The 14,914-nt window shown below is 38.8% G+C and carries 15 protein-coding genes; all 15 read left to right on the plus strand.

Going from position 1 to position 14,914, the window contains the following annotated elements:
- Window positions 1-16 precede the first annotated feature (16 nt).
- On the plus strand, window positions 17-640 hold the full coding sequence (locus tag F8M42_RS02150) for a sigma-70 family RNA polymerase sigma factor (protein WP_182187769.1): 624 nt from the start codon (window positions 17-19) through the stop codon (window positions 638-640).
- Window positions 641-799: 159 nt separating this feature from the next.
- Window positions 800-1,375, plus strand: a complete 576-nt coding sequence (locus tag F8M42_RS02155; protein ID WP_182187770.1) for a hypothetical protein — start codon at window positions 800-802, stop codon at window positions 1,373-1,375.
- A 28-nt stretch (window positions 1,376-1,403) separates the two neighbouring features.
- Complete coding sequence (locus tag F8M42_RS02160; protein ID WP_229711400.1) at window positions 1,404-3,428, plus strand: BamA/OMP85 family outer membrane protein; 2,025 nt, start codon at window positions 1,404-1,406, stop codon at window positions 3,426-3,428.
- A 15-nt stretch (window positions 3,429-3,443) separates the two neighbouring features.
- A complete protein-coding gene (locus F8M42_RS02165; RefSeq protein ID WP_182187771.1) occupies window positions 3,444-4,751 on the plus strand; it encodes a hypothetical protein in 1,308 nt (435 codons plus the stop codon).
- Between the two features lie 92 nt (window positions 4,752-4,843).
- Window positions 4,844-5,314: an OmpH family outer membrane protein gene (locus tag F8M42_RS02170; protein WP_182187772.1), complete on the plus strand. Its 471-nt coding sequence runs from the start codon at window positions 4,844-4,846 to the stop codon at window positions 5,312-5,314.
- A 75-nt stretch (window positions 5,315-5,389) separates the two neighbouring features.
- On the plus strand, window positions 5,390-6,430 hold the full coding sequence (locus tag F8M42_RS02175) for a hypothetical protein (protein WP_182187773.1): 1,041 nt from the start codon (window positions 5,390-5,392) through the stop codon (window positions 6,428-6,430).
- Between the two features lie 23 nt (window positions 6,431-6,453).
- A complete protein-coding gene (locus F8M42_RS02180; RefSeq protein WP_182187774.1) occupies window positions 6,454-6,939 on the plus strand; it encodes an OmpH family outer membrane protein in 486 nt (161 codons plus the stop codon).
- A gap of 12 nt (window positions 6,940-6,951) precedes the next feature.
- Entirely contained in the window at window positions 6,952-7,965 is a 1,014-nt protein-coding gene (gene lpxD, locus F8M42_RS02185) for a UDP-3-O-(3-hydroxymyristoyl)glucosamine N-acyltransferase (protein ID WP_182187775.1), read from the plus strand.
- 148 nt (window positions 7,966-8,113) lie between these two features.
- On the plus strand, window positions 8,114-8,743 hold the full coding sequence (locus F8M42_RS02190) for a YjbH domain-containing protein (RefSeq protein WP_182187776.1): 630 nt from the start codon (window positions 8,114-8,116) through the stop codon (window positions 8,741-8,743).
- Between the two features lie 102 nt (window positions 8,744-8,845).
- Window positions 8,846-9,673 carry a UDP-3-O-acyl-N-acetylglucosamine deacetylase gene (lpxC, locus tag F8M42_RS02195; RefSeq protein WP_182187777.1) on the plus strand — a complete coding sequence of 276 codons (828 nt, stop codon included), beginning with the start codon at window positions 8,846-8,848 and terminating at the stop codon, window positions 9,671-9,673.
- 27 nt (window positions 9,674-9,700) lie between these two features.
- Entirely contained in the window at window positions 9,701-10,144 is a 444-nt protein-coding gene (gene fabZ / locus F8M42_RS02200; RefSeq protein ID WP_182187778.1) for a 3-hydroxyacyl-ACP dehydratase FabZ, read from the plus strand.
- Between the two features lie 152 nt (window positions 10,145-10,296).
- Window positions 10,297-11,112, plus strand: coding sequence for an acyl-ACP--UDP-N-acetylglucosamine O-acyltransferase (lpxA, locus tag F8M42_RS02205; protein ID WP_182187779.1), 816 nt, complete (start codon window positions 10,297-10,299; stop codon window positions 11,110-11,112).
- Window positions 11,113-11,123: 11 nt separating this feature from the next.
- Entirely contained in the window at window positions 11,124-11,930 is an 807-nt protein-coding gene (locus tag F8M42_RS02210) for an LpxI family protein (RefSeq protein ID WP_182187780.1), read from the plus strand.
- Window positions 11,931-12,019: 89 nt separating this feature from the next.
- Entirely contained in the window at window positions 12,020-13,177 is a 1,158-nt protein-coding gene (gene lpxB / locus F8M42_RS02215) for a lipid-A-disaccharide synthase (RefSeq protein ID WP_182187781.1), read from the plus strand.
- Entirely contained in the window at window positions 13,174-14,913 is a 1,740-nt protein-coding gene (locus tag F8M42_RS02220) for an ABC transporter ATP-binding protein (RefSeq protein WP_182187782.1), read from the plus strand. Before lpxB ends, F8M42_RS02220 begins: the two co-directional genes overlap by 4 nt.
- Window position 14,914: the final 1 nt, after the last annotated feature.

A 14,914-nucleotide genomic window follows, 5' to 3' on the forward strand; every position in this document is an offset into this window, starting at 1 on the left:
CTAGGAGGTGACTGGTATGGAAATTAGTGAGTATTTATCAGAAATAGGGAAAATAGTTCTGCTAGAACCTGAAGAAGAAGAAAGATTGTGGACAGCATACAAGGATAAGCATGACGGACAGGCGCGCAGCAGGTTAATAGAATCATATCAGCCACTGGTCTTTAAATGTGCACGCAGTTTTTCTAAGGTTGAATGTATAATGGATCTTATTCAGGAAGGAACGGTTGGTCTCATTGAGGCAGTGGAAAGATATGATCCAGATAAAAATGTTGCTTTTTCATTATATGCGGTACATCGAATAAGAGGACGCATATTAAATTATTTGAATAAAGAATACAAGGGAAATAATTGTTGCAGTTTATATGAGATTTTTGATGATATAGTTTCTATTGCTGATGATAAAATCAGTGTACAAGATCAGGCAGAAAAGAATTTTTTGACGGGACAGGTACAACAGATAATGCTCCGTTTACCCCCAAAAGAACAGGCAATTTTGGACGGAGTGTATCTTAAAGATAAAACACCTCAGGAATTGGCTGATACAATGGATGTTAGTCTGTCACATGTTTATCGCTTACAAAAAACAGCCGTACGACGATTGCGCGGTATGATGTCTAAATTTATGCAACATTGGAATTAATAGATAAGAAATCAGCAGAAAATAAGTATTTATAGGCTTAAAAAATTGTTTAATGGCTATTTTTGCTATAATAAAGCTATATTTGCTTAAAAATGGTATGCGGAATATATTTTTCTGATTGGATATTAATATCAGGCATAGATAAAGGAGGTCAGTCTCATGGCGAAAGTTGATAAAGTAATGAAGGAACATGTTAGTGCGGCAAAAAGATGGCTGGGCAAGGCAGAAACTTCATTGGAAAATAAAAATAATATTCGCGGGGATCTTCATATCATGCTAGCGGAAGCAGAATTGAAATGTGCCAGGGAAAAGATGGAGAAGAATGGGCGGCCATTTTGGCGCAGGCATGTTATTCCATTAGCAATGGGGGTTTTATTCCTTTCGCTGGGAGGCTATTGGCTGTTTGCCGGTACGGGCAGCACTGTGACGGATCAGGTAAGTGTGCCTGCGGTTGCTACGGCAACTGTTACAAAACCTATGACTGATAAATTACCGGTATCAGCGGTGGTATCAAATGGGGAAAAAGCTTCGCCGGAAGATTCAGTAACGAGTGATATAAAAGTGGAATCGCAGCAGTCTACCGGTTCCACTGAGAAGGCAGTATCCCAAGAAGAAAGCATACCTAAGGTGAATTTGGAAAAACAAACGATTAATAATGTTGAGGCCAAACCTCAGGTTCCTTCTAAAGAAATGCAGCAATTGATGCGCACCGCAAAAAAAACATTACAAGAGTAATAAAAATGGAATTCAGGAGGTAATTTTTTTGAATAAAAAGAAGGGCCGCATACTGGCATATATTTTAGCTGCTACTGTAACTAATTTTACGTTGGTAGAGCCACCAGTTATTCATGCGCAAGAGACCGGTGAATCATATGATAATACAAGTGCAGACGCGGGTGATGCTGATAGTACAGAAAATACGCCGGCTGCAGAAGGTACAGTAAATACCGAAAATGATACAACCGCAAACGTCCAGACTGCTGCAGCACCACCAGCTGAAAATGAACCCGTTAAAACCGCAGAACAAAGTAAGCAGGATGGGCAGCCAGCACAAAATACCGCACCTGATAGAACAAAAATCATTGATAGCTGGAATCAACAGCGACCTTCTGAAGACGACCTGACTAAAGCTGGTTCACAGTATGATGGTATGACTGTGGTTAGTGTTGATGTTACCGGGGAAGAAACGTTACCGGCGGCAATGGTACAGAATGTCATTAAGGTAAAGCCCGGTGACATATTTAAAAGTGATAATATTGCTGCCGATCGTCAGGCTATTTATGAAACAGGCCTGTTTTATGATAACTTTCCGACATATGAAGTAATTCCGGAAGGTGTAAAAATTACATATCATGTAATGGAAAATCCTATATTAAAACAGGTAAACATATCGGGCAACAAGGTATTATCTACCAATAAAATAAAAAGTTTGCTTACTGTAGAAGACGGAAAGGTGCTGAACAGTAAGACCTTAAATGATAATATTGCCAATATTGAAGCTGAATATAGAAAAGAAGGGTATATTCTTGCCAAAATTGGTAATATGTCAATAAATGAGCAAGGTGTATTGGATCTGGCTTTTAATGAAGGAATATTGGAAGGATATACAGTAAAGGGTAATGATAAAACAAAAACAAAAGTTATAACTCGTGAAATGCGGATGAAGCCGGGAGATGTATTTAATGCCAAACTGGCTAAACGCAGTATGCAGCGTATTTATAATCTGGGCTTTTTTGAAGATGTTAATATGAAATTATTGCCCGGTAAGGATCCGGATAAAATTATTATTGAAATAACCGTAGTGGAAAAACGTACTGGTTCATTTGGCGTGGGAGCAGGTTATAGTAATACTGATGGAATGATTGGAACAATTAGTCTCAGTGACAGCAATTTCCGCGGGACCGGCGATGCAGTCAAATTGACATATGAATTTGGCGGCAGTGGTAATGATGATCGCGGAGTTACTTTTAGTTATCGTCACCCATGGCTCGATTCGAAGGAAACGTCTATGACATTGCGTCTGTATGATCGTACCTATGAATATTATGACTATAATACCGATGGGCATGAGATAGAAGGTTATGATCGCAATTACAGAGGCGGAGAAGTGACATTCGGTCGTCCGGAAAGCGAATATGTAACGAATTTTGTAACGTTGAAAAATCGCCAGGATGAATATAAGGGATATGAAGAGGGTCTGGACCGAAGCGGTGATACGGATTGGCTTGACAGCAATTTCGGAACGACACGCAGTATAATTCTTACCAGAGCGTACGATACACGGGATAATGTATATAATCCCACACAGGGGGCGACTTACACTATTAGTGCTGAGTTTGCCGGACTGGGTGGAGATTTTAATTACAATAAATATACTTTTAGCGGGCAGAAGTATTATAACTTAGGACATTCACATGTTTTGGCACTGCGATTTGATGGTGGTTATTCAGATAATGATCTTCCTGAGTCATCACAGTTTCAGATAGGCGGACAAGGAAGTCTCCGCGGTTATAAGGACAACCAGTTTAAGGGGAATAACATGATGACTGGTTCGGTTGAATATAGATTTCCAGTAGTAAATAAAGTTCAGGGAGCTTTGTTTTATGACGTCGGTGATGCATGGAGCGGGCGGCAGTGGCCTTGGCAGTCTATTGAACAAGATTTCACACTGCATCATAGCTATGGTATAGGCGCACTGATAGAGACTCCGGTAGGACCACTGCGCTTGGATTACGGCATTGGAGAAGATGGCGGCCGGGTTAATTTTTCCGTTGGAGGAACATTTTAAAAGGCATTAAAAAGTATGTTTATCAATTTAAAAAAACTGGTATTGATTCTATTATTGGGAATTATTTTGGCTGATACGGGAACTGTCGCGGCAGAGACAGTGATTGATGACAATAATATTGGTGTAAATGTTATTTCGTCAGGGCAATTGCCACTATCTGTAAAGGATAGAATGCAAGACAGTGTTACAGTTATTGCCAGACAGCTTATAAGTGGTAAGACAATGGAAGATATTGCAGCTAATAAGTCACAATATGAGTCGGTGATAAAGGATGTATTCAATAAAATATTAGTTGGATATACAGTGAAAAGAGTCACTATTACTGGCAATAACGATATCGCGGTTAGTGTGGAGCTTTTGCCGTGGGATGATACAATAAAATCAGTTTCCGTACAGGTTAAGACAGATGGTGTTTCACCTGAGATCGGTGAATTGGCATTGACCGATATTAAAGATATCGGCAGTTTATTTCAGGCTGACTTATACGGATTACCAATTGATGCCATAGACTGGACTAATGGTATTTTAAAGCATAGTCTGAATAATTTTATGTTGATTCATCTACCGGAGTTTAGGGCTGATTTTGAGATGAACCCGGGAATAGCAACAGATGTTACGGTTACAATATATCCGCGTATGCCGGTAATACGGAATATTGATTTAAAAATGCGTTCCGAGTCTATGCCAAATCTTTATTTGTTACAGGAACGGCTTTTTTGTCAGTCGCAGACGGATGTCCTATTGGGCGTTCCAATTGCTTTTGTTGAACGGCATAAAAAATATTTCACAACAAAAATAGGCAATGCTCTGGATAGGGAAGCTGCTTTTAAAGCGGTTGATATGCACACATCGGTTGATATAGTAACGGGAGAAAAAACTTATATAACTACTCATTCTGATGCTGCAAAATATAATGTAAATATCGAAGGATGGGCTGACTTTGGGCGAAATGATAACGATAATAACAATATTATGTATCGTATTCATCTCGGCAGATATTTGACGGATAAACATGAAATCTTTAGTCAAATATTTATAAAACCGCAGGAAACGCAAGTCGACTGGGCAGCTGGGTATTATTACCATTTTAGTGATAAATGGCGTACAGGTGGTCGTTACTTTTTTGCGGATAAGACATGGAGTATTGACACGCAGAGAATATTTAATAAAAGATGGTCTACCCGCTTTGATTATTTGCCGGCAAAATCAAGCTGGCAGGGGGCAATAAGATATAATGTACATGATTTTATTGGACTGGAATATATTTGGGAACGTGATGATGGCAAAGATGACCGGTGGATAAGATTGATCGGTAATTTTTGATGTTATGTTCAGAGCTTGAATAAAAAGTCCATGTTTGTTATAATTACTGTGTTTCATGGGCTGTATAGCTAAAAATAAAGGAGAATGGCTTGATGATTAATTTTCAAAAAAAGCAAATAAAAATTATAAGTTTTGTGATCGCAGCTGTGTTTGTACTTAGTATCGTGGCAATCGGAGTGTCTCAATATGATACCGGAATGGCTTCAGCAGCTTCATCATCTAATGTGGGAGTGGTTGATTATCGGCAGCTGGTCTCCAGTTCACCGCAATTAGCGCAGGTTCGTCAGCAATTGCAAGATGAACAAAAGAAGGCTGAAGATGACTTTAATGCCAAGGCAGCAACAATGAGTGATCAGGAAAAAAGTGATTATGCCGGTAAAGTCAGAGAAGATATGCTGAAAAAGCAAAAAGAACTATTGGATCCCATTATGGAAACGGTAAAGGCTAATGTTCAATCTGTCGCTGATGCTAAAGGCTTGGCAGTAGTTTTAGACAAAAATAGTGTTATATATGGCGGACAGGATATAACGCAGGATGTAATGAATAAAATGAAAAAACAGTAATAGTGACGTGTGCAGCCGAGCCATTGTGCTCGGTGATTTTCTGAAGAGGTGAGGTTCACGGACAGGCAGCAGTTGATGAAAAAAAAGACGTCTATTATTGGAGCTGTGACAGTTGTTATAATATTGGTCGCAATAGCTCTGGTGATAAAATATTTTTATAAACCGGCTGTGTCTCCCTCTCCTAATGAAATTAAAGCCGGAATTGTTGACATAAACCAGGTGCTTAAAATTCATCCACAATATAGGGAATTGGTTGATCTTAGAAATGAAAGAGTAAAAATAATCGAAAAAATTACTGCTTTATCGAAAGAAACCAAAACGGGTACTGATGATGCTGCGGCGGTAGAATCAATAAATGGAATTTTTAATGGCTTTGCTCAGCAAAAAGATGATATGCGGCAGCGTATAGTTAAACAAAAATTACAAGATGACATGCTGGATAGGGAAAAGCAATTGCGCGCAGCTGTTGCGAATAGTCGTGCAGTTGATATAAAAAGTGTAAGCAACGAATATGAGAATGCCATTTTTAATTGTAGTTTGAAACTTGACAATGCGGAAAACCTGCGGCTCAGTGATGATGATATTAATAATCTTAATGAGCAGATGTTTCAATTGAAAAAGGAACGGGCGGAAAAGATTCATGCCGTTATGGCAAAATATGAAAGTCAGATAAGTGCACAGTTGAGTGAGTACTTTGCCGAACGAATAGCTGCATTACAGGCTGATGCGGATAATAAAAATGAAAAAAATAATCAGGAAATAAGTGCACAGGCCAATGAATTCCAAAAACAAAAAGATGAGTTATCACAAAAAAAACAGGATATGCTCAACAGCAGAAAAAAATTGTATTTCAATTTATTCAACCAGCTAGATGAAAAAAATAAGGAAATAGATGCGTTGCAGAAGGCCATGATACAGGATATTGCTGCAAAAGCGGCTAAGATAGCAATAGTACGCCATTTAGACATAGTTTATGCCAATCAGCAAGGGATATCTGACGAAGAAATTGGGACAGATGAAATTTTTGATAAATATTTTGAAAATAATATAATTACAACATCATCAGTGCAGAATATTACTGCTGATGTTATGCAAGAAATGCAGGATGGGCATTGAGTCCGACAGGGAGGAAAAAAGTTTTGAAACATAGAATGAAAATGATATTTTTGGCTGGAGCCGTTATTATGGCAGCAGCGGTATTATTGGCTGGTTGTTCAAATAAGGCTAAAATTGGCTATGTCGATATAAGTCGTGTAGCTGCAGAAAGTCCACAAGTGCAATCTTTGAACCAGAATTTTGAAAAAGAGTATAAACCGCTTGCCGATCAAATGGAAACCTTAGCTAAACAGCAAGACAGTATGTCAAAGGAAGATTATACTAAAGAAGTACAGCAACTTCAGCGTAAGGCTTATGGGATACAACAGAAATATAATGCACAAAGACAGGATTTAGTAAATAAAGTACTCGCGCAAATCAGCAAAGAAAAAGGGTTATCGGCAGTTACGACAAAAGCATCTTTTGCCGTTGATCCGGAAGTCCCGGTAGAAAACTCTGTAAGCGTTGATGGAGTAGTTGTAGATGGCGGTACGGATATAACAGATGAAGTAATCCAGAAGTTACAGTGATGGGAGTCAGTTATGGAAAAAACTTTAGAAGAATTGGCACATATTGTTGGCGGTCGATTGGTGGGAAATCCGTCAATAATGATAACAAAGGTTGCTAATATTGCTATGGCTGATGCCGATAGCATAACTTTCGCGGTTGGCGAGCATGTTGAAGAAGCAAAAACTTGCAAAGCTGCTGCAGTAATTCTGCCAAACGACGTGGATAAATTTCCTTTGCCGGCAATTTTTGTAGATAATCCACGTGAAGTTTTTATTGACTTAATGAATTTGTTCACACCAAAATTAAAAATAAAACGGGAAATAAGCGATAAGGCAATAATTGGCGAAAATGTGACTATTGGTAAAAATGTTGCTGTTATGCCATTGGCAGTAATTGATGATAATGCAACTATTGGTGATGATGTGGTGTTGTATCCACACGTTTATATAGGGCAGTATGCACAAATTGGTGATGGCAGTATGATTTATTCTAACGTGACAGTACGTGAATTTTGTGAAATCGGGAAAAATGCAATTATTCACAGTTCAACAGTAATCGGTTCTGATGGTTTCGGTTTTGTTACGGAAAATGGGAAACATGTTAAAGTTCCACAAGTTGGCAATGTAGTAATTGAAGATAATGTAGAGATTGGTGCACATGTAGGAATCGACAGAGCAGCAATGGGGTCCACTTACATACGAAAAGGAACAAAGATCGATAATCTTGTTCATATTGGACATGGTTGTGATATTGGTGAAAATAATTTAATAGTAGCACAGACTGGTATTTCCGGGTCTACTAAAGTTGGCAGTAATGTTACTTTTGGTGGTCAGGTCGGCACGGTAGGGCATATCGAAATAGGGGCAGATTCTGTTTTTGCGGCACGATCAGGTATTATTAATAATACACCAAAGGGAGTGTTTTATGCTGGGTTTCCGGCAAGACCCCATCAGGAATGGTTAAGGATAACAGCTGCGTCGGCACATGTGCCAGAGATAATAAAGGAAGTAAAAAAAATTCAGCGCCGTTTGGAAAATGAAAAATAATTATTTGTCCGGTACAACATGATGTATGATGATATCAGCATTGAATGATACTTGCAGGAAAACAAAAACGGCTTCAATGGCCGTTTTTTATTTTAGTAATTATTTGGAACAGCTATATTTCATTTATCAGATGTTTTTAAGGAGAGATATGATGTTTCGCAAGATATGGTTTATAAGTATATTGGCTGTGATTTTAGGAGTGGATTCATTCGCTGCTGCGGCTCCGACCACTTATGGACCAACAGGATTAATAGACATGCCTACCTCTGATATCATGCGAACTGATCAATTGGAATTAGGCTATTATAATCTGGATAAAAAAAATTATGAAGTTTTTGCTGTTCCTTTTATAAAGGATATTGAAATAAGCGGATCACTGCGTGATGAAAATCATTCACATACACTAAAAACGATTAATGCCAAATATAATATAATACATGAAAGCGTGCTGCGGCCGGGGATAGCTGTGGGAGTGGACGACATGGCAGATAATGATGAAACATCAGTATATGCAGTGGCCAGTAAGGCTTTACCGCTTGGACTCAGGCTTAGTGCAGGAACTGGTACACGGCGCTACAAAAATGGTTTTGTGGGGTTAGAGACAAGACTGATTCCTTTGTCCAGAGGGGGAGAATTCCCTGATATGTCACTAATGATTGAACATATTGATAGAAAAACGTCCTACGGACTTCGTTTAGCGACGGCGCGGGGTTTGCAGGTAACGGCTGGTTGGCGGGACGGAGATCCCTTTTGGGGTGTGACATACACTGTGCCATAAAAACTCATCATATAATAAAAATCGGATAATCCATCAGGGGACTTGCAGTAAAGGACAATGTCCTGTAAAATATAATAATATCAGGCAGGAGGATTTTTTTTGATGCATTATCAAATAACATTGGCTAGAGAGGTATTTTGTGAGGGAGTTGGTCTTCACTCCGGTAAACCGGCAACGGTAAAAATTTTACCGGCACCGGAAAATACGGGAATAGTTTTTATTCGTACTGATTTAACGGACAGACCGCGCATTGAGGCAGTGGCAGAAAATGTCACGACTACACTTCGGGCAACGACCATCAGCAAGGGCAATATTCGAATATTTACTATTGAACATCTGCTTTCCGCATTGCATGTTTATGGTGTAGATAATTGCTATATAGAGGTCAATGGGGAAGAACCTCCTGTTCAGGATGGCTGTTCTGCCTATTTTTTTGCTGCTTTACAGAAGGCGGGTAAAAAAATTCAAAATAAATTGCGGAAAGAAGTCGTCATTGATAAAATATATCGGATTGATGATGGAGAACGATTTATTATTGCGCTGCCCTATGATAAATTCAGAATTAGTTTTACATCATTGAATGAACATCCTTTAATTGGTACGCAATATGCAGATTTTATAGTAACTGAAGATGTTTATGCGAAGGATATTGCTCCGGCTCGTACGATTGCCTATGAGAAGGAGATTAAGCATTTGCAGGATATGGGCCTTGGGTTAGGTGGCAGCTTGGAAAATGTCATAGTTTATAATGATGCGGGCTGGATAAATAAGCTGCGCTTTACCGATGAATTGGTACGCCATAAGATATTGGATGTTATTGGAGATTTGAGATTGACAGGCGGTATTGTCAAGGGACATTTCATCGCTGTGAAATCGGGTCATCAGCTTAATACTGAATTAGCCAAAGAAATTAGGCAGGGCGGCTGTTGATAAGTTTGAGGAGTGGAGGAAAAGAGAATGATTGATATAAATGAAATTCAAAAGGTGCTGCCGCATCGTCCGCCGTTTTTACTTATTGATCGTATATTGGAAGTGGTACCATTTAAAAGTGCTGTTGGTATAAAGAATATTACTATGGGGGAATCTCAATTCCGTGGTCATTTTCCCGGACATCCAATAATGCCGGGGGTATTGATATTGGAAGCAATGGCGCAAGTTGGTGGCTTTGCAATGCTTTATCCTGAAAAGAATCGTGGTAAATTAGCTTTTTTTGGCGGGATGGAAAATGTTAAATTTAAAGTTCCGGTTGTACCGGGTGACCAATTAGTAATGAAAGCTGAACTTATGAAGGTAAGAGGAGACTTTGGCAAGCTGCATGCAGAAGCTTTTGTTGAGGATAAACTTGTCGCTCAGGGAGATTTCACATTTGCCCTGAAAACGGTGAAAGATGCCGAAAAATAGTCATATAAATAATAAAATTGCTTTAAATACGCTTAATATACGGGAAAATAGTTGCTTTTAAAGAGAAATGAAGGGTGGAATAATTTTCCTCATATGGATTATATTTCCATATAAAGACGTTAAAGTTAATGACGTCGGTGAGGAGTGGGATTATGAATGCAGAAAACAAAATAGTTGCATATATACATCCAACGGCTGTTATACATCCCCATGCGAAAATTGGAAAAAACGTTCAAATAGGGCCATATGCAGTAATTGATGAGAATGTTGAAATAGGTGACGGAACCAAGATAATGCCACATGCGGTAATAACAGGCTGGACTGGTATTGGTCAGGATTGTATTGTTTATCCTGGCGCGGTTATCGGTTCAGAACCGCAGGATCTGAAATTTAAGGGTGAAAAATCATATACTTTTATTGGGAATCGTACGACTATCAGAGAGTGTGCGACAATTCACCGTGGCTGCGGTGAGGAAAGCGAAACTCGTATTGGTAATGATTGTCTCCTTATGGCTTATACACATGTAGCTCATAATTGTAATGTAGGCAATAATGTGATAATGGCTAATTCAGCAATGATTGCCGGTCATGTGGTAGTGGAGGACAAAGTCGTTATCGGAGGTATCACAGGAGTTCATCAATTTGTCAGAATTGGACGTAATGCCATGATTGGCGGGGCGTCTAAATTGGTCCAGGATGTGGTTCCCTATACGATTGTTGATGGTCATCCGGCTAAGGTGAGCGGCTTGAATAATGTAGGTATTTCTCGAGCCGGTATTTCAATTGAATCGAGACGTAATATAAAAAAAGCATATAAAATATTATATCGTTCGGGACTGAGTTTATCTCAGGCGATAGAAGTAATAGAGCAGGATGTTGACTCTTGTGAGGAAATAGAACATTTCCTGCGATTTTTGCGAAATGCTGAACGTGGCATTTGCCGCAGCCGAAAGGATAATATGGAATAAGGGAGATTTATATGGACTCTGTGGGCTTATTAGCTGGTGTGGGCAGACTGCCGGTAGAGTTTGCTGCGGCAGCCCGGCGTATGGGATTAAAAGTTTTTGCTGTGGCATTGCTTGATGACGTCGATCAGGATTTGCAGCATATAGTTAAAGGCTATGCCAAAATAAATATTGCTAAATTAAACGAAATTATAACATTTTTAAAAGAAAATAATATAAAAAAAGTAACAATGCTGGGAAAAGTTACCAAGGAGCTTTTATTCAACGGGCAGCATGATAAAATCGATACGCGAATGCTCAAGGTCCTGTCGTCAGTGCCTGACACGAATGATGATACATTAATGTTGGCATTTGTTCAGGAATTGGCTGAAGAGGGAATAGAAGTACTTGATCAAACGGCATTATTAAAGTTACTCATGCCAAAAGCTGGCATATTGTCAAAACGTGAACCGACAGCAGCAGAGATTGATGATATTAAGTTTGGTTTCTTTGTGGCAAAGAAACTGGGCGGGTTAGATATAGGGCAGACAGTTGTGGTTAAAAATAAGGCAGTTATGGCTTTAGAAGCAATAGAGGGAACTGATGCCTGCATTTTACGCGGCGGTGCTTTAGCCAGGAACGGTGCCGTAGTTGTAAAAACTGCTAAACCAAATCAGGATAATAGATTTGATATTCCGGCTGTGGGGGAAAAAACTATTGAATCTATGCTTGCTGTCAAGGCAAGCGTATTGGCGATAGAGGCTGAAAAAACACTTATCGTTGATAGGGAAAAGGTCATAGCCTTAGCTGATGACAATGGCATAGCAATAACAGTAATATAACATGATGGCGCGGCGGATTTTCAAAATGGATTATCCTCGCGTCTTTTTCTGCTTGAGGCTGATATTAATTGGACTATTTCGGAGAAAAAATGTATAAAATAATGTTTTCTGCTGGAGAAGCGTCAGGAGATTTACATGGGGCTAGCTTGGCAGCAGCTTTGAGAAAAATAGAACCGAATATAGAAATGGTCGGATTTGGTGGAACAATGATGGAAAATGCCGGAGTGAAACTTATTGCTAACATGACGGAATACAGTGTTATGGGGTTTTATGAGGTAATAATCAATTTATATCGCTTAATTAAATTGCGTAATAAATTAGTGGATTATATGAAAAAGGAAAAACCAGATATACTGGTTTTGATTGATTATCCGGATTTTAATTGGCGACTGGCACCTGTTGCAAAAAAACTTGGCATACCTGTTTTTTCTTATATTCCGCCATCTGCGTGGGCTTGGCGTAAAGGCCGGGCTAAACAAGTGGCGAAAACAGCAGATCAGATAGCAGCTATTTTCCCTTTTGAAACAGCTGTTTATGAACAGGCTGGAGCTAATATAAAGTTTGTGGGTAACCCTTTGATTGATACGGTTAGACCGTCTTTAGACAAGGAGTCTGCCGCAAGGTGTTTTTCGATTGATACATTGAAAACCAATATTTTGCTTCTGCCGGGCAGCCGCAGACAGGAAATAACAGCTATTTTCCCGGTAATGCTGGCAACAGCAGTATTATTTAAAGAAAAATATTCATCGATATGTTTTCATGTAGCAGTGGCTCAAGGTATAAAAATAGAAGAATTGCAAAAAATAGCGGCTGAATATGATGTTGTGATAAATTATCATAAAGATAAGATTTATGATTTGATGAGCTGTTGTGACATAGGATTGGCAACATCGGGGACCGTTATTTTAGAAGCGGCACTTATGGGGCTTCCTACGGTGGTTTTGTATCGTATGTCTAAACTGACATATCATATAGCTAAGATGTTTGTTGATGTGAAGTTTTTCAGTTTACCTAATATATTACTGAAAGAAAGAGTGATGCCGGAGCTTTTACAAGAGCAGGTAAATCCAGAAAATGTTTTTAAATCAGCACAAACGCTTTTGAGTGATAATAAGCAATATGTAAAGAGTAAATTGAAAACAGTCAGAGCCAAACTTGGGTCTCCAGGCGTGGCTGAAAGAACAGCAAGATTAATTATTGCTACAGCAGATAAAAAAATAAATCCAATGAACAGGAATAATGCATGAAGAACTATAGGCGACTTTTACTATTTATAAAACCATATATCCCCCGGCTGTGCCTGGCTGTGGTTTGTATAATAATGGCAGCAGCAGCAAACCTTTATGTCCCGTGGATAATAAAAGATTTGATTGATAAAGTATTGGCTGATAAAGACTTAGTTACACTTAATCTGCTGGGATTAGGTATTATTGTGGTGTTCTTTTTCCGCGGAATATTTTATTATGGACAGACATATCTTGTTTCATATATTGCTGAACGAGTAATAATTGATATAAGAGAAGTTCTTTATAAAAAATTTCAGGAATTTCAATTGTCATATTATGAAAAGCAGCAGACCGGCACTATAATGAGCTATATAACAAATGATGTAGCGGCTCTGCAGGCGGCATTAGTGGACAGTCTGATTGACTTAGTTACAGAATCATCAATTTTTATTGGTTCGGTTTGTATGATGTTTTATATTGACTGGAAGTTAACAATGATAACGATAGTCGTTGTACCGTTAGTCGGACAGGCAATGAAAATCTTTGGCAGAAAACTTAGAGAAAGCGGTGCTGTTGTACAGCAGCGCACAGCTGATATAACATCATTACTGCAAGAATCAATATCGGCAGTACGGGTAATAAAATCTTTTGTCCGTGAAGATTATGAAATGGAACGTTTCAGCCAGCAAAATTATCTTAATTTTAGAGCCAATATGAAAACTATCCAATTGATGTCACTGCTGACGCCGATTGTTGAGTTTTTAGCGGCATTGATAGTCACAATTATATTGTGGTTTGGCGGTTATCAGGTAGTTAACGGAGCACTTACAGCAGGTTCTTTGATTGCTTTTTTAACATATGCGGTAAATTTGGCTAATCCGGTAAAACGTATCAGCAGAGTATTTGGCACTGTACAGAAAGCAATGGCTGCTGCTGATCGAGTATTTGGTGTATTGGATACTGAAGAGGAAATAAAAGATAATCCTGATGCACAGGATATGCCTAATGTTATCGGACATGTGGAATTCAAAGATGTTTGCTTCGAATATAATCCTGGGCGCAGGATTATTAATAATTTATCACTTGATGTAAAACCTGGTCAGGTAGTCGCAATAGTGGGACCAAGCGGTGCTGGAAAAACTACTATAGTAAATTTAATACCGAGGTTTTATGATGTTACTGCTGGTGCAGTATATGTTGATGATATAGATGTACGTAGTGTAAGACTGGCTTCATTGCGTAGTCAAATAGGGATAGTACCTCAAGAAACAGTATTGTTTAGTGACAGCGTAATGCACAATATAAGATATGGCAGACTGGATGCTACGGATGAACAGATAGTAGCGGCGGCAAAAGCGGCAAATGCGCATGACTTTATTTTGACTTTAAAAAATGGTTATGATACAAAAATTGGTGAACGTGGTGTGACATTGTCCGGTGGGCAGAGACAGCGTATTGCTATTGCCAGGGCCATATTAAAAAATCCTCGTATACTCATTCTTGATGAAGCAACATCAGCACTTGATACGGAAAGTGAAGAACTGGTACAGGATGCATTGGATAAATTGATGATAGGACGGACTTCTTTTGTTATAGCGCATCGTTTATCAACTATTTTGCAGGCTGATAATATCATTGTAATGGAAAACGGAGAGATGGTAGAATCGGGAACACATAGTGCGTTATTAGCGAAAAATGGATTATACAGCCATTTATATAATATACAATTCAATGACAAGAAATCTAGGCAGGTGTGAT

The sequence above is a fragment of the Pectinatus frisingensis genome, assembly GCF_014076555.1.
In the GTDB taxonomy this organism is placed as follows: Bacteria; Bacillota; Negativicutes; order Selenomonadales; family Selenomonadaceae; genus Pectinatus; species Pectinatus frisingensis.